This is a genomic window from Thermostilla marina, from assembly GCF_054657455.1.
Genome location: NZ_BAAHYR010000001.1, coordinates 3,789,179 through 3,807,645, shown reverse-complemented (window position 1 = coordinate 3,807,645; position 18,467 = coordinate 3,789,179). Strand labels below are relative to the sequence as shown.

15 protein-coding genes are annotated in these 18,467 nt (G+C 59.1%); 14 read left to right on the top strand and 1 reads right to left on the bottom strand.

Annotated elements, in window-relative coordinates; translation table 11 throughout:
- Window positions 1-582: 582 nt before the first annotated feature.
- The 14 genes from ACYQ2I_RS13910 to fliM all read left to right on the top strand — a co-directional run bounded on the left by ACYQ2I_RS13910 (window position 583) and on the right by fliM (window position 16,320).
- Entirely contained in the window at window positions 583-1,872 is a 1,290-nt protein-coding gene (locus ACYQ2I_RS13910) for an adenylosuccinate synthase (RefSeq protein WP_460167625.1), read from the top strand.
- Between the two features lie 83 nt (window positions 1,873-1,955).
- A complete protein-coding gene (gene uppS, locus ACYQ2I_RS13905; RefSeq protein WP_460167624.1) occupies window positions 1,956-2,717 on the top strand; it encodes an undecaprenyl pyrophosphate synthase in 762 nt (253 codons plus the stop codon).
- A gap of 275 nt (window positions 2,718-2,992) precedes the next feature.
- The gene (locus ACYQ2I_RS13900) at window positions 2,993-3,919 is read left to right on the top strand and encodes a phosphatidate cytidylyltransferase (protein WP_460167623.1); all 927 of its coding nucleotides are present in this window, start codon (window positions 2,993-2,995) and stop codon (window positions 3,917-3,919) included.
- A 661-nt stretch (window positions 3,920-4,580) separates the two neighbouring features.
- Window positions 4,581-4,910 (top strand): hypothetical protein, encoded by a 330-nt coding sequence (locus tag ACYQ2I_RS13895; protein WP_460167622.1) that lies wholly within the window; start codon window positions 4,581-4,583, stop codon window positions 4,908-4,910.
- A 306-nt stretch (window positions 4,911-5,216) separates the two neighbouring features.
- Window positions 5,217-6,173 carry a PhoH family protein gene (locus ACYQ2I_RS13890; protein WP_460167621.1) on the top strand — a complete coding sequence of 319 codons (957 nt, stop codon included), beginning with the start codon at window positions 5,217-5,219 and terminating at the stop codon, window positions 6,171-6,173.
- 5 nt (window positions 6,174-6,178) lie between these two features.
- Window positions 6,179-7,984 (top strand): HD family phosphohydrolase, encoded by a 1,806-nt coding sequence (locus ACYQ2I_RS13885; protein WP_460167620.1) that lies wholly within the window; start codon window positions 6,179-6,181, stop codon window positions 7,982-7,984.
- 48 nt (window positions 7,985-8,032) lie between these two features.
- Entirely contained in the window at window positions 8,033-8,512 is a 480-nt protein-coding gene (ybeY, locus tag ACYQ2I_RS13880; protein WP_460167619.1) for an rRNA maturation RNase YbeY, read from the top strand.
- A gap of 115 nt (window positions 8,513-8,627) precedes the next feature.
- On the top strand, window positions 8,628-9,902 hold the full coding sequence (locus ACYQ2I_RS13875) for a hemolysin family protein (protein WP_460167618.1): 1,275 nt from the start codon (window positions 8,628-8,630) through the stop codon (window positions 9,900-9,902).
- Window positions 9,903-9,932: 30 nt separating this feature from the next.
- Window positions 9,933-10,724 (top strand): DNA repair protein RecO, encoded by a 792-nt coding sequence (gene recO, locus ACYQ2I_RS13870; protein ID WP_460167617.1) that lies wholly within the window; start codon window positions 9,933-9,935, stop codon window positions 10,722-10,724.
- A 112-nt stretch (window positions 10,725-10,836) separates the two neighbouring features.
- Window positions 10,837-12,162 carry a tetratricopeptide repeat protein gene (locus tag ACYQ2I_RS13865; RefSeq protein WP_460167616.1) on the top strand — a complete coding sequence of 442 codons (1,326 nt, stop codon included), beginning with the start codon at window positions 10,837-10,839 and terminating at the stop codon, window positions 12,160-12,162.
- Between the two features lie 34 nt (window positions 12,163-12,196).
- Window positions 12,197-12,799, top strand: coding sequence for an LPS assembly lipoprotein LptE (lptE, locus tag ACYQ2I_RS13860; RefSeq protein WP_460167615.1), 603 nt, complete (start codon window positions 12,197-12,199; stop codon window positions 12,797-12,799).
- Window positions 12,800-12,866: 67 nt separating this feature from the next.
- The gene (gene folP, locus ACYQ2I_RS13855) at window positions 12,867-13,724 is read left to right on the top strand and encodes a dihydropteroate synthase (protein WP_460167614.1); all 858 of its coding nucleotides are present in this window, start codon (window positions 12,867-12,869) and stop codon (window positions 13,722-13,724) included.
- Between the two features lie 265 nt (window positions 13,725-13,989).
- The gene (locus ACYQ2I_RS13850; RefSeq protein ID WP_460167613.1) at window positions 13,990-15,264 is read left to right on the top strand and encodes a glutamate-5-semialdehyde dehydrogenase; all 1,275 of its coding nucleotides are present in this window, start codon (window positions 13,990-13,992) and stop codon (window positions 15,262-15,264) included.
- Window positions 15,265-15,267: 3 nt separating this feature from the next.
- Window positions 15,268-16,320, top strand: coding sequence for a flagellar motor switch protein FliM (gene fliM / locus ACYQ2I_RS13845; RefSeq protein ID WP_460167612.1), 1,053 nt, complete (start codon window positions 15,268-15,270; stop codon window positions 16,318-16,320).
- 28 nt (window positions 16,321-16,348) lie between these two features.
- Here fliM and ACYQ2I_RS13840 read toward each other — a convergent pair whose 3' ends face one another.
- Entirely contained in the window at window positions 16,349-18,268 is a 1,920-nt protein-coding gene (locus ACYQ2I_RS13840; RefSeq protein WP_460167611.1) for a cation:proton antiporter, read from the bottom strand.
- Window positions 18,269-18,467 lie beyond the last annotated feature (199 nt).

Sequence of the window (18,467 nt, the reverse complement as noted above, 5' to 3'; positions counted from 1 at the left end):
CTGCGATCCTCACAAGTTTCGGACCTCAATGGTTGGGGGCCGTACAACCTTGTGGTTCCACCCGGCATGTGACGAAAGCGAGTCATCGGTCGCAAAAACAAAAACGCTCCACCCCACTCAAGGGGGTAGAGCGTTTGTCGGCGAAGCAGTATCGGCTTCAATCGGAGGGGACAGCGAGACTCACTCAGCAGCGGCCGCGGTGCTGCCGGCGGGCGCGCCTTCGCCACCAGCCGGAGGATTGCAGCCCACCGCCAAGGTCAAGCAGAAGAGACCGACAAAGCAGATAGCCAAGATCTTTCGCAACATGATTCGAAACTCCCTGAAAGTGGTGCCAACGGACGACTAAAATTTCACATCTTACTTCTCTGAAGGGATTCTCGCAACCGCCTAAGAATAGTTCTCAAGAGGGGCATGGCGGCCCGCGCTTGACGGTCGCTTTTTGCGACTGGTACACTGCAAAGTTTGGGTTCCACTGTAACCACCTGTTATGACTTGGCTTGTTTGCAGTACATGGGCCCCCAAATCCGCACTACGTGGTTTGCGGGGCGTTGGTTTTTGCGCCCAGATAAGGAAGTTGCAATCGTGTCGGCTACTTGTGTCGTTGGCTTGCAATGGGGTGACGAGGCCAAAGGGAAGCTCGTCGATTTGCTGACCGAGGGGCATGATATCGTGGTGCGATATCAAGGCGGGGCGAATGCCGGGCACACGGTCGTCGTCGGCGGCGAAACGTACAAGCTTTCGCTCATTCCCAGCGGAATCTTCAATCCGAACGTTCGCTGCGTGATCGCCGGCGGCGTGGTCATCAATCCGAAAACGCTCTTGGCCGAGATCGACGGGTTGGTGGATCGCGGCATTCACGTGGCCGCCAACCTGATGATCAGCGATCGGGCGCACGTCATCTTCCCCTGGCACATGGAGGAGGATCGCATTCTCAACGCTTGTACGGGCGGAGAAGCGATCGGCACGACCATGCGGGGTATCGGGCCTTGCTATCGCGACAAGGTGGGACGCTCGTTGGCCGTCCGCGTAGGCGATCTGTACGCCCCCGATTTCAAGGAACGCATTCAGCGAATCGTCGAGGTCAAGAATCGAATGCTCGCCTGCCTGGTCGACGAAGGCGAGGTCGTGAAACTCGATCCCATTGCCGTGTACGACGAGTACAGTCGCTACGCCGAAAGGCTCGAGCCGATGGTAGCCGACACGACCGCCTATTTGCTCGATGCGGTGGATGCGAACCGGAAAATCCTGTTTGAAGGAGCGCAGGGATCGTTGTTGGACATCGACCACGGTACGTTTCCGTACGTCACCAGCAGCAATAGTTCGGCAGTGGGCGTAGCGGCCGGATCGGGCGTGCCGTTTCGTTACATCGACCGTGTGATCGGCGTCGCCAAGGCGTACACCACGCGCGTAGGCGGGGGGCCGTTTCCCACCGAGTTAGACAACGAAATCGGGCAACGGATTCGCGACCAAGGGAACGAGTACGGAACGGTCACGCGACGTCCGCGTCGGTGCGGTTGGCTCGACATCGTCGCTTTGCGGTATACTGCACGGTTGGGCGGTATCGACCGACTGGCGATCATGTTGTTGGATGTGCTGAGCGGCTTGAACGAGCTGGCAATTTGCACGGCGTACCGCATCGGCGGCGAAACCGTGACGCACTTCCCGAGTCAGGATCGGCTGTTGCGCGAGGCCGAACCGGTCCTCGAAACGATGCCCGGCTGGCAGGAAGACATCACGTCGGCCCGTCGTCTCGAAGATCTACCTGTCGCAGCGCGTAACTATCTCGACCGAATTGCCGAATTGGTCGGGCGGCCGATCGGACTCGTGTCGGTCGGGCCGGATCGCGAACAGACGATCGTCGTCGACCTGTAGTTTTCGTCGGGGCCTGTGGTTCCACATTCGGCGCGGCTCCACCCGGTCACGAATCCCTCGTCGGAAAACAACAGCAGAGCACGATGAACGACACCGGCAAGTATCGATCGATCGACGAGGTTCCACCCGAAAAACGTCCGCGCCATATTGCGGCCATCATGGACGGCAACGGGCGTTGGGCCCAGCGACGCGGCCTGCCGCGAATCGAGGGGCATCGTCGCGGTGTGGCCAGCGTGCGCCGCACGGTCGAAGAGTGCTCGCGACTTGGGATCGAGCAGTTGACTTTGTATTGTCTCTCCAGCGAGAACTGGAAACGTCCCCGAGCCGAGCTCGATTTCTTGATGCGATTGCTCGAGCAATACATGGTCGAGGAACGCCGAACGATCCTCGATCAGAACGTTCGCGTGCGGGTAATCGGTCGCCGCGACGGCATTCCCGACGACGTCTTGCGCGAAATGAACAAGACGATCGATCTTTCCGCCGAAAACGACGGCTTGACGTTGTGCCTGGCGATCAATTACGGCGGTCGTGTAGAGATCGTCGATGCCGTGCGGGCAATTGCCGAACAAGTCAGGTTAGGGCGGCTCGAAGCCGGCGAAATCGACGAGCACGTGATCGAGTCGCACTTGTATACCGCCGGTATGCCCGATCCCGATTTGTTGATCCGAACTGCCGGTGAAATGCGGCTGAGCAACTTCTTGTTGTGGCAGATCAGCTACGCCGAAATTTGGGTGACCGACGTGTGTTGGCCCGAGTTCGACGAGCCTCTTCTGCATCGTGCGATCGTCGACTATGCCAACCGCGAACGGCGTTTCGGCGGCCTCGCCCAGCCGAAAGAGTGCTGACTGACGCGGCCGGACGCACTTGCGGAGAGAACGCTCTCTCGCGCCGAGTGGCGTGTTCTCTGACGGGTCGATGCCTTACTCTTGTTGAACCCGACCGATGGCGGCCATAATGGATGGCCTAACATTATGGGTTGCCGACGATGGAACGGGGATTTGCGAAGCGAAACGGATGACCGTTCGGGGCAGGACGACGGCGTCGAATCTCGTTGCGGGACGCCGTGAGACGGCCGTGCGATGGTGCGAGTCGAACACTTTCTGGACGAAGCCGAGATTTCATGCCCACCACACGCATTTTGTTCGGCCTTTCTTTGGCGATGGGAGTCCTTGCCCTGGCATGGCTCGACTGGCAGACGATCGATTGGCCGGGCGTTTGGTTGTTTCCCGTTTTGTTCTTGTGCGTGGCGGTTGCGGGCATCGAGTCGATTCGCCTGTTCCCGGCGGCAGGCGTACCGTTGTTTCCCCGATTGACGATCGCCGGTTGCCTGGCGATGATCAGTGCGTGCTGGGGAACGGCGCTGAGTTGGATCGCCGCTCATCGTGACGCCGGGTTGACGGTCCGGCTGGCACGCGAGGTCGTCGGCGCTTCGAGTGTCGTGGTTTTCGTGGCGATGGCGTCGGTCGTCGCGGGGGCGTTCTTGACGGCGCTCGCGAGATATCGGAAAGCGGCGAAGGATGCCAAACCGTGCGGTGCCTTGGCTGCGGCGGTCGGCACCACGTTCGCCGTCGCCTACGTGGGCCTGCTATCGTGCTTTCTAGTGCAACTACGAATGGCTTTCGGAATGAAGGCGCTCGTTTCCCTGTTGGTCGTCATCAAACTGAGCGACACAGGAGCTTTCACGGCGGGAAGATTGATCGGAAAGCATCCCATGGCCCCGGTGCTCAGTCCGAACAAAACGATCGAGGGAGCCGTCGGTGCGATCGTTTCCGGAATCGCGGCATCGTGTGTGATGTTTCTGGTCATCGTTCCTTGGTTGGCCAAATCGCCGTTCTCCGGTTCGCTTTGGTCGGTCGTTTCGTACGGCTTGGTGTTGTCGATCGTCGGGATTTGGGGCGATTTGGCCGAGTCGTTGCTGAAACGCGAGGCCGACACCAAGGACTCCAGCCGCCTTATTCCCGGTCTCGGCGGCGCCCTCGATTTGCTGGATTCGACCCTCTTGGCGGCGCCTGTTGCTTATCTTTTTTGGTTGTTTTGGCTATTTTGACGCCGCTTGCCGCATTGGGGGCGTCTTGTAGGCGGAGCGTCTCTCACGGCTGTCCCACAAAAGGGGGTGAGAGGGGGTGATTTTGTGCCAATTGTGGGGGACAAAAGTGCGGAATAAAACTGGCTTCGATTGCGCGAAGTAGCTATCATCAATATTGAGGCTGAGCGGGTAATGACCACCGAGGACCGGCCCTCCGAAACGCCCGTTGGACGAAAAACTGGGGTAGCCGTTGATCCTTTGGAACGCGGTGGATGCGAGATTCGGTGGCCGTCTGCTCGGTTTTGCTTAGAACGCCCAAGAAAACGACCAACCTACCGAATCCCAAGGAGGCTGTTTTCGGTTTAACAGCTACGGAACGGGAGGGGCTTTGTCGGGCAAACGACGTACGACACCGAAGAGTTCCGGCCGGAGATAGTGCGTTCGTTGGAAAACCATCGCGAACGCGGCCGACGACACCGGGAATTGGAAGGACCTACCTGCCGAATAGCGTTTGCCCGCGGTGCGGATGAGGCCGTAGCGACGGCGAGCGGGATCTGCACCGGATCGGGAGTCACGCGGGTGAGCCGTAACGACGGCACGCGATGTCGTCAAGGACGCGACGACGCAACCGTCGGGGTGCTCGCAGGTGTTCGCTCATACGGGGCGGGTTGGGAGTCGTGCGATGCCGATCGAGGTCGTTTGTAGCAACGGGCATGTCTTGCGGGTAAAGGACTCGCTGGCCGGGAAGACAGGGCTGTGCCCGGTCTGTCGCGTTCGGGTTCGTGTTCCCGCACCGGCGAATGATCTGTCGGAAGCGGAGATCCTGGACATCCTTTCTGCCGGTCCCAAGGAGCCGGAAAAGGACGTCGAGTATCACCCCGCCGAAGAAGTTCCTCCCACGCCGCCGAAGAAGATCTGCCGCAAGTGCCAGCGGGAAATATTGGCGGCGACGCATATTTGTCCTTACTGCCGGACGTATATTGCCGGGTTGAGCGATTTCTTGACGAAATGACGGCTCTCTCTGACGATGCCGCGTTCAAGTCACGCTTTTGCCGGGCGAGGATGCGCGACGTCTGTTCCCGGCCTCTTTTGCGGATCGTTCTGCGAATATCTCTGCCCCCCCAGGAGGGGTGTGACGTGCCGAGCAGGAAGCGCGTAGAATACGGTGTTCTCAATCGGCAATACCCGGGTGAAAAAGGATTTCGCCTTGGCGCCGAAGCCCGGATGAAGGGATGATGAAGTCTAGAATTCCGGCGGCGATCACGCCGGGAGGTCGATACCGGCAGCTTTGCACAAGGAGTCTTGCGGAAAGGCCTCGATGTCACCACAAACACTTTCGGTTCTCAACGCAGAAACGTTGTTGGCAATTCTGGGGCCGTGTGATCAGTATTTGCGGATGATCCGGAATGCGCTTGGAGTACGGATCACCACGGCGGGAAACAACATCGAAGTGACAGGAAAAGACGCTTCGGTGGCCCAGGCGATTGAGGTGTTGGAGCGATTGCGGCTCGGCGTCAAGCAGAACGGGGCCATCGTTCGGGGCGACGTCGAACGGGCGCTGGCCGAAGTTCAGGCCGGGATTTCGCGCGCCGATTCGCGGCCGATCGAGGTTTACTCGGGGCGAAAAATCGTACCCCGGACGATCGGACAGGCAAAATACCTCGATGCCATCCGACGGCATGATATTGTTTTCTGTAGAGGGCCCGCGGGGACGGGGAAAACGTACTTGGCCGTTGCTGCTGCGGTTTCGGCGTTGCGCGGTCAGCAGATTCGGAAGATTGTTCTCGTCCGACCGGCCGTCGAAGCGGGGGAGAGCTTGGGGTTTCTTCCCGGCGACTTGCAGGCCAAGATCAACCCCTACCTGAGACCGCTGCTCGATGCATTGCACGAGATGGTCGACCACGATACGATTCGAAGGTTTACCGAAGAGCAACGCATCGAGGTATTGCCGTTGGCGTACATGCGGGGCCGAACGTTGAACGAGGCATTCATGATCCTTGACGAGGCGCAAAACACGACCGTCGCCCAAATGAAAATGTTCCTCACTCGAATGGGAACGGGATCCAAGATCGTCGTCTCGGGCGACACGACGCAAATCGATTTGCCCTCGCATACTCGCAGCGGATTGATCGACGCGTGGCGGCGTTTGAGTTCCGTGGAGGGGATCGCGCGGGTGGAATTGAGCAATCGCGACATCGTTCGGCATCCCTTGGTCCAGGCGATTGTGGACGCCTATGAGGCCGATGCTCCGGCATCGCCCAGGAGGGACAAGTAACCGCCATGGCTGCGGGAGGCTCACGACGGCGGCGCGCCGAACGCGCCGCCGGGTTTACGTTACCCCCGAGCAAGTGGGAACAGGCCTGGCGCAGTCTGCGTCAGCGCGAAGTCGTTTTGCGCATTGCGCTGGCGCTGGCAACGGCGGTTGTGATTTGTCTTGTGATGCGGGCGTGGAATCCGCCGTTGGGAAGTCGCCTTGGTGAGACGGTTGCCCAGGATGCCGCGTTGGGCTATCCCGGCGGCAACGCATATCTTCACTTGCGAGCCGACGATGTCGGTGCCGATCTGCCGGATCTGCTTGCCGATTATGAGCAATTCTTGGCGAAGCGTTCATGGAGCCAGAAGCTGGCCCGTTTCGGGGCCGTGTTTGTGGTCGTCGTCGCTTCATTGGCGTCCTGCGGTATCTATTTGTATTTTCGCGAACGCTGGCTCTTGGTCCGGCTGCCTCGCTTGCTGATGCTGCTCGGGGTGTACGTGTCGGCGATCGCTGCTGCGGTGTGGGCGTCGGGAGGGTCGCGGCATGCCGAGATCATCCCGTTGCTCTTGTTCGCCCAAACGTTGGCCATAGCGTACAACCAAGAACTGGCCTTGTTGTTCAGTGGCGTTTTGGTCTTCCTGCTCGCCTTGGCATTAGGCTTTGGCGTCGGTGCATGGCTGGTGTGGATGGGAACTTTGGCGGTTGCGGTGATTCAACTGAATCGCATTCGCAAACGTACAAAGTTGCTTTATGTGGGCATGATTTCGGCGGTTGCTTCGGCCTTGTTGCGAGTGGCCGTGGCATTCTTGAACGATACACCCGTCGATGAGGTGTTGCTGGCCGAGATCGGCTGGCAAACGTTGTGGATCGTCCTGTCGGGCTTTCTGATGACGGGATTTTTGCCGTTCGTGGAGCGGATGTTCGGCGTCCTCACCGACATGAGCTTGCTGGAGCTGACCGATCTATCGCATCCGCTGCTCCAAGAGTTGGCCCGCCGTGCTCCCAGCACGTACAACCATTCGATCAATGTCGGCGCAATCGCCGAAGCGGCAGCCGAGTCGATCGGTGCCCGCGGCCTGCTGGTGCGTGTGGGAGCATATTTCCACGACATCGGCAAGATGCTCAAGCCCGACTACTTCATCGAGAATCAAGAACCGGGAGAAAATCGGCACGAAACGCTGGAACCGCAACTCAGCAGCTTGGTGATCATCGCGCACGTGAAAGACGGGGCCGAGTTGGCCCGTCGTCACGGGTTGCCCGAACCGATCATCGATTTTATCGAACAGCATCACGGGACGACGCTGGTCGAATATTTTTACGGTCAGGCGCGGGCGAAAAACGAGTCTGAAAGACGCGAAGCCGGAGTCGACGAGTCGAGCTTTCGCTATCCGGGGCCGGCGCCTCAAACGAAAGAGACTGCGGTGCTCATGTTGGCCGACGCGCTCGAAAGTGCGACGCGCGCACTCAAAGAACCCTCGCCGGCCCGAATCGAAAGTCTTGTTCGCGAAATTGCCGGCCGAAAGCTCGAGCAGGGACAGTTCGACGAAAGCAATCTCACGTTGCGCGAGCTGCGGACGATCGAAGACAGCATCATCAAGTCGTTGGTAGCCATGTACCATGCCCGCATCAAGTATCCCGATCGCAAGGTAGTCGACAAACCGGGACGGACGGGAGAAAGCGGTAAGGACGGCAAGCCCCGCACCGATCAGGGAAAGAGCGTCGAACAATCGTCGCCGGCCGATGAATCGGCTGATTCGCCGGAAGACGCAAAAGTCGACGCAACCCAAGTGAACGAATCGACCCCCCAACCGGAGACGACTGAGTCGTCATGATCAGCGACCTCCGGCCGACGATACATCCGACCGGCAATTGGCACAGCGATGACCGAAGATTCCGACTCGCAGGTTGAATCTTACCGGATCACGATCGAGGACGAAACGGGCCGAGTTTCGAACGGCGTAGCGGCCAAGGTTCGTTCCGTCGTCGAGAACGCGCTTCGACGGTGGAACGTTCCGAAGGCCGAATTGGAATACCGTTTCGTCGACGATGCGACGATTTGGGATATCAATCGTCGTTTTCTGGGCCACGACTATCCCACCGACGTGATCAGTTTCCCGTTGGACGACGGCGATCGCTTGGAGGGAAGCATCGTGATCAGCGTCGACACCGCGGGGAAACAGGCCGAGGAGTTCGATACCTCGGTCGAGACCGAGTTGTTGTTGTATGTGGCGCACGGTACATTGCACTTGGTCGGCTTTGACGACGCCGAGGGAGAGGAACGCAGCCGCATGCGCCAGGCCGAGCGGGAAATCTTGCGGACGGTAGGTATCGAATTACCGGAATCGCATGATCAGACGTAATGCCCAGTCGGCATTCGTTCGGCGACAAGCGTAGAGAAGCGAGTCGACCGGTCGAGGCACAGCCCCGGCCGAACGGGCTCGCCGTAAGAACAAGTCGAGGAGGTGACCACCGCCCGTGGACGATGGCAGTATATGGTTCTGGACGGCGTTGATCGGTTATGCACTCACTTGCACAACCGCGACCGCTGCTCGAGCCTTGCGAGGGTTTTCCCGTAGCGACCTGTTGGACTTGGCAGAGCGGGATCACCGTGAGGATCGGTACCGGCAGGTCTTGACACGCCACGAGTCGATCGCGTGGGCGCTGGAAGGGGCGGAGTGCATCTTGGCGGTAGCGACCGTCGTCGCGTCCGTCTTCTATGCGACGGCCGATCAAAGCGTAGCTTCGCCCGGCCGAACAGCGACCGTCGTGGGAACGGCAGCGCTCGCTTTGCTCTTGGGACAAATTTGGATTGCCCGCAGCGTGGCTCGAATTTGGCCGGAAGTCGTCGTGTTTCGCCTGTGGCCGGTGTGGACGGCGATGGCTGCCCTCTTGACTCCTATTTCAAAGGTCGGACGCGGCGTGGATGTCGTGCTTCATCGGTTGGCCGGCAAGACACCGGCACTTCCCGACGAGGAATCGCTTTCGGAAGAAATTCGCAGCATCGTCTCGGAAGGGGAACGCAGCGGCGCCCTCGAGGAAGACGCCAAGGAAATGATCGAGCGAATCATCACCTTGGGCGAAGTCCTCGCGGCCGAGATCATGCGACCGCGTACCGAAATGATTTGCATGGCCGAATCGCTTTCGTGGGACGAAATGCTCGAATTCGTCGTTCATTGCGGGCATTCGCGAATTCCTGTCTATCGTACGAACCGAGACGATATCGTCGGGATTCTGTACGCCAAAGACCTGCTGCCCGAGATTTCCAAGCGGCGCGGCGGCGATCCGGGAACTCCGTGGCCTAAACTGCTGCGCAAACCGATGTTCGTCCCTGAAACCAAGCCCGTGGATGCCCTGCTGGAAGACTTCCAACGAACGCACAACCACATGGCGATCGTCTTGGATGAGTACGGGGGCGTGGCCGGGCTGGTCACCTTGGAGGACATCATCGAGGAAATCGTCGGCGAGATCGTCGACGAATTCGACACCGACGAAGTCGCCGGGATTCAGCGGCTCAACGGCAATTCGGCCGAAGTACTCGGCAACGTGCGGGTAGACGAGTTGAACCGAGAGTTTCGCATCGATTTGCCCGAAGGTCCCGATTTCGACACCGTTGCCGGATTGATCATGTCGCGGCTGGGCCATGTGCCTGTTCCCAAAGAAAGTGTCGAGGTAGACGGCGTCCGTCTTACCGTTCTCGATGCGACGCCGCGACGCGTGAACAAAGTGTTGGTCGAAGTGCTCGACGAGTAGCCTTCTGCACAACGGCCGGACGGAACACCCATGCCCGCCGAAAAGGATATCGCTATCGTCCTGCGCACGGTCGATTTCAGTGAATCGAGCGTGATTGCCACCCTCTTTACCCGTGAGCATGGCAAGATAAGCGGTTTGGCGAAGGGAGCGAAGCGACTGAAGAGTTCTTTCGACTCTGCTATTGACCTGCTTGGGGTGTGTCGAATAATCTTCCTCCGCAAATCGTCCGAGGCTTTGGACTTGTTGACCGAGGCCAAGGTCGTGCGCCGGTTCCGGTTGCGAGGTCGAAGCCTGGCCGGGTTTTATGCGGGCTGTTACGTCGTTGAGCTGGTGACACTGCTCACCCAAGACTACGACCCGCATCCCGACCTTTTCGATCTGACGGATCGAACGTTACAGGCGTTGGCGCAAAACGAAGACGTGCCCCGCCACGTACTCGCTTTCGAGATGGGCATTTTGAAGGTGTTGGGGTATTGGCCGTCGTTGGAAATTTGTGTCGGGTGCGGACGAGACATCGTGCCGCAACGAAACCGCGTGTTTTTTGGTTTACTCGACGGAGGTGTTCTGTGTCCTCGATGCCGACCGACGCGACGGTCGGTCATGGCATTGGGGGAAGTCGCTTGGCGTATTCTCAAAGAATCGCACTCGCCCGGTAATCGGGACGCGAGCGAGATGACCGGCACCTCGGCAACATGCCGCGGACCGTGGACGGAATGGAGTCCCCAAGTGCAGGGCGAGTTGCGGGGATTGATCAACGGATACATCAGAAACCTGTTGGGCCGAAAGCCACGGATGCATGAATACCTCGGCTTACTCACCTGACCGTGAATCCGATCAGCGTCGGCAAGGATGCCTCTCGACCGGCTTGGCTCGGCGTCCGCTCGATTATTCGAATCGAGGCTCGGTTCCTTCGTCGGGCGGCCTACGGTCCGTGATGCCCTTCTTTTTCATCGGTTTCCTGTCGGTCGTGGCGGGGTGTCATTGGGGGCTCGGTTTGCCCGACCGCGCGAAACAGGCCGGCTACGATCCGACGGTCGAATACGAAGAGGGCTGGCTTTTCCGCAGTGTCACAGGACAGCCGATCACCAAACGCACGCAACCACCGCGCCCCGCAGCCGAGGCAAACCGTGACAGTCGAGTCGCCGCGGCCGACGGTTCTGCGCTCGCCGACGGCTCTCGGGCCGTCCAAGCCTCGTATGAGGACTTTCCCACCGATCGCGAGCAGGAATACGTCGACGAATACGCGTCGATCGACGACGACAAGTGGGACGAATCGTTTCTCGACAAACTTGACCCTGTACGGCTCGTCAAGCAAGTCACCACGCCGAAGCCGAATCGACGCGTCGCCGAGGCATTGTTTCAGGAAGGCATGGAGCTGTACCGTCGCGGGCAATACCTGGCGGCAGCCGAAAAATTCGAGCGGGCGGCCAAACGTTGGCCGAATTCGATTCTCGAAGAGGATGCACTTTTCTACCAAGGTGAATCGGAATTCTTCGCCGACCGCTATCCCCAGGCGAACGAAACATACGACAAGCTGTTGAAAAAGTATCAGTATACGAAGTATCTCGACCGCGTCGTGGCCCGACAGTTCTCGATCGGGCGATACTGGGACCAGTTGGAAAACGCCGATCCTTCGTTCTTGGGCGTGTTGCATCTGGGAGATGCGACGCGCCCGAAATTCGACACGTGGCGCCGAGCCTTGAAGGCCTACCAGTCGGTGCGATTGTACGATCCTACCGGGCCTCTTGCCGACGATGCCGTTTACGCGATCGCGAACTCGCAGTTCTTGCGCAAACACTACGAGGAGTCGGCATATTATTACGATCAGTTGCGACGTGAGTACCCGCAGAGCGAACACTTGGTCGACGCCTACCTGTTGGGTATGAAGTCGAACTTGATGGCCTATCAAGGTCCGCTGTACGACGGTGCTTCGTTGGAACGGGCGGAAGAGATGGCCGACGAACTGTTGGCTCTTTATTCCGATCGGCTGGGCGACAGCCGTGAGAAGGTTCTTCAGGAACGTAATCGAATCTACGAAGAAAAAGCCGCCCGCGATTGGGCGGTCGGGCAATACTACGATCGCCGCCACTACTACGGTGCCGCGAGGCAGTATTACGAATACGTGATTCGTGAGTATCCGGGTACGGAAGCCGCCCAATTGGCGAGCCGACGCTTGGCGGAAATCGCTGGTTTGCCGCCCAAGCCGCCGGACCGTTTTGCCTGGCTTACACGTTGGTTTCCTTCGACCGAAGAGGATTGACCGCCTTTTGCGGCGCCGATATGGGTTCGAATCGATGACGGCATCCGTTCGCACACAACTTGAACCGATCTCGAGTGATCGAAGACGCCGTTGCGGAGGACGCTCCGGCCGGATCGTGCGGACGATGGGGGGCTTGCTGTTCGGTTGGATCGTCGCGGTAGGGTGTGCCGGATATCACGTGGGCACGGCCACGTTGTTTCGCGACGATATTCAGACCGTCTACGTCCCCGTCTTTCAGTCGATGAGTTTTCGACGAGGACTGGGCGAACAATTGACGGAAGCCGTTCAAAAAGCCATTGAGACGCAAACGCCCTACAAAGTGGTGGGAAACCCGGCCCAGGCCGACAGCATTCTTTCGGGGCGAATCGTCGGCGAATCGAAACGCGTATTGGCCGAAAACCCGTATGACGATCCCAGGGAATCGTTGATCAATTTGGTCGTCGAGGTGCGGTGGACCGACACACGCGGACAGCCGCTGGGCGATACGATCGCCGTTCCCCTGCCTCCCGAGCTGGAAACGGTCGCCGCCGAGTCGGCGTTCGTACCCGAGGTCGGGCAGTCCACGGCTACGGCCCAGTTGACGGCAATCGAGCGGGTCGCCGATCAAATCGTGGGGATGATGGAGCTTCCGTGGTAAAATTTCGTAGAGTCTGCGGAAGCCCGCTTCGGCACGGTCGCCGAACGATCACGGGAAAGCGGTCGTCATGGGATCGATACACACGCCTTCGTATTGGTCGGCGCGGGATCGCAAGATCGAGTTTCGCCGGCTTCCCCTCTTGATGGGCATTGTCAATGTTACCCCCGACAGTTTCTCGGACGGGGGGAAGTTTCTCGATGCCGATTCGGCAGTCGAACATGGGCTTCGTCTCGTGGCCGAGGGAGCCGACATTCTGGACATCGGCGGCGAGAGCACCCGCCCCTACGCCGAGCCGGTTCCACTCGACGAAGAACGGCGACGTGTACTGCCGGTGATCGAAAAGCTGAGTGCCGAGTGCGAAGTTCCGATTTCGGTCGATACCTCGAAGCCCGAAGTCGCCGAAGCGGCCTTGGAAGCCGGGGCTGTCATCGTCAACGACGTGACCGCTGCCGGTGACGCGCAGATGATCGAAGTCGTTCGGCGTTATTCCGCGGGCATCTGCCTGATGCACATGCAGGGCACCCCGCAAACCATGCAGGACGCACCACACTATCGGGATGTGATCGGTGAGATAAGCGCGTTTTTGAACGAGCGAGCCCGCGCTTGTGAGAACGCGGGGATCAGCCGAGATCAAATCGTGATTGATCCCGGGATCGGGTTCGGTAAGCTTCTGGATCACAATTTGCAGATTTTGCAGAGGATACGCGAATTCAAGGAGCTTGGGTTTCCGATTTTGGTGGGGCATTCGCGCAAGCGATTCTTGCGGCAGCTTGTTCCCGATTCGGAAACCGTCCCCCTCTACGGGACGATCGGTGTCGCGTTGGCGATGGCCAAAGCGGGAGTTCACCTGCTCCGGGTACACAACGTTCGTGCGGTTCGCGAAGCCATGACCACGTTCGCCGCAGCCGGTGGCGTGGAAGATTGATAAGGGATCGGCTGGATGCCTTAACTAATGATTTGGCAAGGGGTTGCGTTTGTCGGCCGGGTTGGCCGCCGCGTGAATTCGCCGTTGACGTCGATTGGTTGATGAGGGATACTTGCCATGGCATTGGGAGTCTTGCCGGAATGTTTTCCCAATGGGACGGAACCGGGATGCTCAGGATCTGTCTGCGGTTCTGAGAAGCTGCGAGGGGAACGCGAAGACGGCTGACGATCCGGTCGATTGGAGCAACTTGACGAGGAAAGCCGCGATGTCCATCGACGATTTTGAAAACCTGGAAGCCTATTGCTTGGAAGTGGCAAAACGGGCGAAGGAAGCTTCGCGCGAACTGGCCGGCGTGAGCGGCGAAGTCAAAGAGGCTTGGTTGCGGACGGGGGCGAAACTCCTGAAAGAGCGCTCCGTGGCGCTGGCCCAGGCGAACGCGGCCGATTTGAAGAACGCCCCTTCATTCGGGTTGACCGATGCCCAGATCGATCGGTTACGCTTGACGCCCGAACGGATCGACGGCATTGCGCGGGCGATGGAAGAGGTGGCTATGCTGCCCGAACCGATCGGTCGTGTCGTGTGGTCGAATGTGCGTCCGAACGGTTTGGTGGTGAACAAGGTTCGCGTCCCGTTGGGGGTCGTGTTTTTCATTTATGAATCGCGACCGAACGTGACCGCCGATGCTGCTGCGTTGTGCATCAAAAGCGGCAATGCGGTGATCTTGCGCGGCGGGAAGGAAGCCATTCACTCAAACCAGGCAATCGTCAATATCCTCTCCGAGGCGGCTGCCGACACCGGTCTTCCGCGAGATGCCGTGCAACTGGTCGAAACGACGGATCGCGAGGCGGTCGGGCATTTTCTGCAAATGGCCGACTACATCGATGTGGCAATCCCGCGTGGTGGAGAGGGGCTCATTCGTCGCGTTTCGGCCGAAGCACGCATGCCGGTAATCAAGCATTTTGCCGGTAATTGCCACGTGTATATCGACAAAGCGGCCGATCCCGACATGGCCGAAAAGATTCTCGTCAACTCGAAATGCCAGCGGATGGGCGTGTGCAACGCCGCCGAATCGTTGGTGATTCACGCCGAGGTTGCAGAGTCGTTGCTGCCGCGGTTGGCAAAGGCCCTGATCGAACGCGGGATTGAGATCCGCGGCGACGAAACGGTGTGTCGGTTCGTGCCCGAGGCAAAGCCGGCGTCCGAGGAAGACTACGCGGCCGAATACCTCGGTCCGATCATTTCGGCAAAGGTGGTCGACAGCCTGGATGCCGCGATCCGACACATCAACAAGTACAGTTCCCAACACACCGAGGCGATCGTCACGCAAGATATCGCGGCGGCTGACGAATTTTGCACACGTATCGACAGTTCCGCCGTCATGGTCAACGCGAGTACGCGGTTCAACGACGGTGGCGAATTCGGATTGGGGGCTGAAATCGGTATCAGCACCGACAAATTTCACGCCCGCGGACCGTGTGGGATCGAGGAGTTGACCAGCTACAAGTACGTGGTGTCGGGTAAAGGACAGATCAGGGAGTGATCCATGTCCGGAGACGTCCTCAGCCAAGCCGAGGTGGAAAACCTCCTCAACGCAATGGCCAAGTCGGCGCCCGCCGCCGACAAGGCCGGTGATGCGACCTCGGCCGGAGGAGGTGGAGACGGAGGGGGCAGAAAGCCGCCTCGCCGTAGTCGCGAGAAAGTCATGCCGTATGACTTCAAGCGACCCGAGCGCGTCGGTAAAGAGCAGATGCGCGCGCTGCAAACCCTCCACGAAGGGTTCAGCCGCAATTTTGCCGCCGGCCTTTCGGCCATGCTGCGCTGCATGGTCGAAGTCAAATTGACCAGCGTGGATCAGCTCACCTACGACGAATTCGTCTTCAGCCTCGACAATCCGACGTGCTTCAACCTGCTTCGTGCGGAACCGCTCGAGGGGCATCTCATTCTCGATATCAATCCGTCGATCCTCTACCCGATCATCGACCGGTTGCTGGGAGGAGGCCGCGAAAGCTCGCCTCCCGTTCGTCGGCCGTTGACCGACATCGAACGGCTTTTGGTCGGACGCATCACCGACCTGTTCCTGCAAGAACTCAAGCACGCTTGGGAAAACGTCCTCGAAATGAATCCCGAGGTCGTTCGGGTCGAAAGCAATCCGCAGCTCGTTCAGATCGTACCGCCCAACGAAGTCGTCGTCTTGATCAGCTTCGAATTGGCGCTGGGCGAAACACGAGGAATGGCGAACCTGTGTATTCCGTACAACACGCTGGAACGCATCAGCGGCAAGCTGACCGCCAACACGTGGGCGTCGTATGGTCGGAAACAGGTTTCGCCCGAGACGACCGAGAAGATCGGAAAGGCCCTGCGAAGCTCGGTAGTGGACGTACAGGTTCAATTGGCGAGCACGAAGGTAACGGCGGGCGATTTGATCGGCTTGCGGGTGGGCGACATCATCACCACGCAAAAAGACATCCACGAAACGTTGTTGGTGTTCGTCCGCGGGGTGCCGAAGTTCCGAGCTTCTCCCGGCGTCATCAAGGGACACAAAGCGATCCGCATCGAAGAAATCATTCCGGATCCGACCGATGCGATCGGCGACTGACCATCGTCCGGGGCGGGCTTAGGCGAAATCAGGTTTCGGCTTGGGGGCCCGGGGCGTTGTCGACCGTGTCGGAAGGGGCGTTTTCTTCGGCGGTTTCGCTTTCAGAGCCTTTGGCCCGCTTGTCGTTTCGACGACGGCGGTTCACTTCTTCTTCCGGAGTTGCCGGCGATGTCAAACTGACGATGACGTCACCCGGTTGAGGCGTAATCGGTGCGCCGGAAGAAAACACGAAGACTTCACGTTTTCGACGAATCAGGAAGACGGGCAGAATGGTGCGTCCGTGCATTCGCTGAAACGCGTCGAAGTCGAATTCTTTGCTCAGTCGGGTGGTGCGGACAGCCGGGTCGTAGCCGAACAATTCGGTTATCTCATGGAAGGTGATTTCGCGATCGAACAGGATCCGGCCTCGCTGCTCGCGCGAGACGGTTTCCATCCGCTGGCCGGGACCTCGCGGACGGCACGGCAGTTGATAGACCTCACTGCGGCCGAATTGCGGGGCGAATCGCTGGCAAGCGAGCGTGTTCAGTTCGTCGTTGGGAGTTACCGCAACAAGACGGCGCATCGACGACAGATCGAGCTCTTCTGTGGCCGATTGCGACAGCACGCTTCCGAAATACGCCGGTAATCCTTCCATCTTGGCCGCGGCCACTTTGGAGCGATCGCTGTCGATCAGCAGCACAGGGATGCCCTCTTGCTGTACGGCCGAAGCCAGCTTGCGAACCCACGGAAACGCTCCCACGAACACAATCCCCTGCGGATTGGGATGGATCAACCTCAATGCGCGGGCGAGCGGCAGGCTTGCCAGGCCGTAAATCGTGACCGTGCCCACGATGATCAAAAACGTCAGGGGAACGAGACGTTGCACGCCGGGGTCGCTGAGCTCGAGCAACTCCAAGGAAAAGACCGAGGCAATGGCGGCCGCCACGATACCACGCGGCGCCATGAAGGCCAGGAAAATGCGTTCCGCCCACGTCAGACTCGATCCCAACGATGCAATGAGCACCGCTAGTGGACGCACCACGAAGATCGCGGCCAGCAAGAATCCAAGCTCGGGCAAGCCCGTCGATAGCACGTCTTGCCACGTGAGCCGCGCCGCCAGCACGATGAACAACCCAGAAATGAGCAGGACGCTCAAGTTTTCTTTGAACTCGGCCACGTGGTGAATCGTGACCGACCGTTGGTTGGCGAGAATCATGCCCATCACGGTGACGGCCAATAATCCCGATTCTTCCTGGAAATGATTGGCCAATCCGAAGGTTGCCAGCACGAGCATCAACGTGACGGCATTTTCGAGAAAGTCTGGTATCAGATAACGTCGCAGAAACAGGATGAGTATGATGCCGGAGATCGCACCGGCGAGGGTTCCTACCAGCAAGGTTTGCCCGAATTCGATGCTCGTTTCCCAAACGGGAAAATGCAGCTCTCCGGCTCGAACCACCTGGAAAACGAGCACGGCGAAGATGGCACCCAAAGGGTCGATGACGATCCCTTCCCAACGCAGCAGAGAAGCGAGTCTTCCGCCGAGGCGAATATGTTGCAACAACGGCCCGATGACCGTCGGACCGGTAACGACCAGCACGGCACCCAGCAAGATCGAGATCGGCCAGCTCAATCCCAGCAGATAGTGAGCGACGAGAAACAGGCCTGCCCAGGTGACCAAGGCGCCGACGGTGATCAACCGCAGGAACACGCCGCCCGTGCCCTCGATGTCGCGAAACCGCAGACTCAGGCCGCCTTCAAACAGGATGACCGCCACCGAGAGTGATACGACCGGCAATAGTAAGTGCCCCATCAGATCGTCGGGCCGAATCCAACCGGTTACCGGCCCGGCCAGAAAACCAAGCAAGAGCAGCAACAAGATCGACGGCAACCGAAACCGCCATGCCAGCCATTGTCCGGTGATACCGAACGTGACGATCAAAACGAGAGACAACAGTGCGGTTTCCACGGATTACTCACCATCGTGGTGCAGAATATCGATCGGCGACAGGGACAGTATCGACAACGTTGCCGTCGAACCGTCCTTTGTCGCCACAAGCCCGTTCGAGCGGGCTACTCAAATGTAGCTTCCCGAAGGCCTCTTGAGGAGTCCCGAAGATCGCCGAAGGCGACGCCTCATTTTAGGGGTGAGTGTAAGGCCGGCCAAC

Bases quoted from the DNA above. Each gene is read 5' to 3' on its own strand.
- uppS (WP_460167624.1), top strand. From the start codon at position 1,956: ATGAACGACACCGGCAAGTATCGATCGATCGACGAGGTTCCACCCGAA.
- ACYQ2I_RS13900 (WP_460167623.1), top strand. From the start codon at position 2,993: ATGCCCACCACACGCATTTTGTTCGGCCTTTCTTTGGCGATGGGAGTC.
- ACYQ2I_RS13895 (WP_460167622.1), top strand. From the start codon at position 4,581: ATGCCGATCGAGGTCGTTTGTAGCAACGGGCATGTCTTGCGGGTAAAG.
- ACYQ2I_RS13890 (WP_460167621.1), top strand. From the start codon at position 5,217: ATGTCACCACAAACACTTTCGGTTCTCAACGCAGAAACGTTGTTGGCA.
- ACYQ2I_RS13885 (WP_460167620.1), top strand. From the start codon at position 6,179: ATGGCTGCGGGAGGCTCACGACGGCGGCGCGCCGAACGCGCCGCCGGG.
- ybeY (WP_460167619.1), top strand. From the start codon at position 8,033: ATGACCGAAGATTCCGACTCGCAGGTTGAATCTTACCGGATCACGATC.
- recO (WP_460167617.1), top strand. From the start codon at position 9,933: ATGCCCGCCGAAAAGGATATCGCTATCGTCCTGCGCACGGTCGATTTC.
- ACYQ2I_RS13865 (WP_460167616.1), top strand. From the start codon at position 10,837: ATGCCCTTCTTTTTCATCGGTTTCCTGTCGGTCGTGGCGGGGTGTCAT.
- lptE (WP_460167615.1), top strand. From the start codon at position 12,197: ATGACGGCATCCGTTCGCACACAACTTGAACCGATCTCGAGTGATCGA.
- folP (WP_460167614.1), top strand. From the start codon at position 12,867: ATGGGATCGATACACACGCCTTCGTATTGGTCGGCGCGGGATCGCAAG.
- ACYQ2I_RS13850 (WP_460167613.1), top strand. From the start codon at position 13,990: ATGTCCATCGACGATTTTGAAAACCTGGAAGCCTATTGCTTGGAAGTG.
- fliM (WP_460167612.1), top strand. From the start codon at position 15,268: ATGTCCGGAGACGTCCTCAGCCAAGCCGAGGTGGAAAACCTCCTCAAC.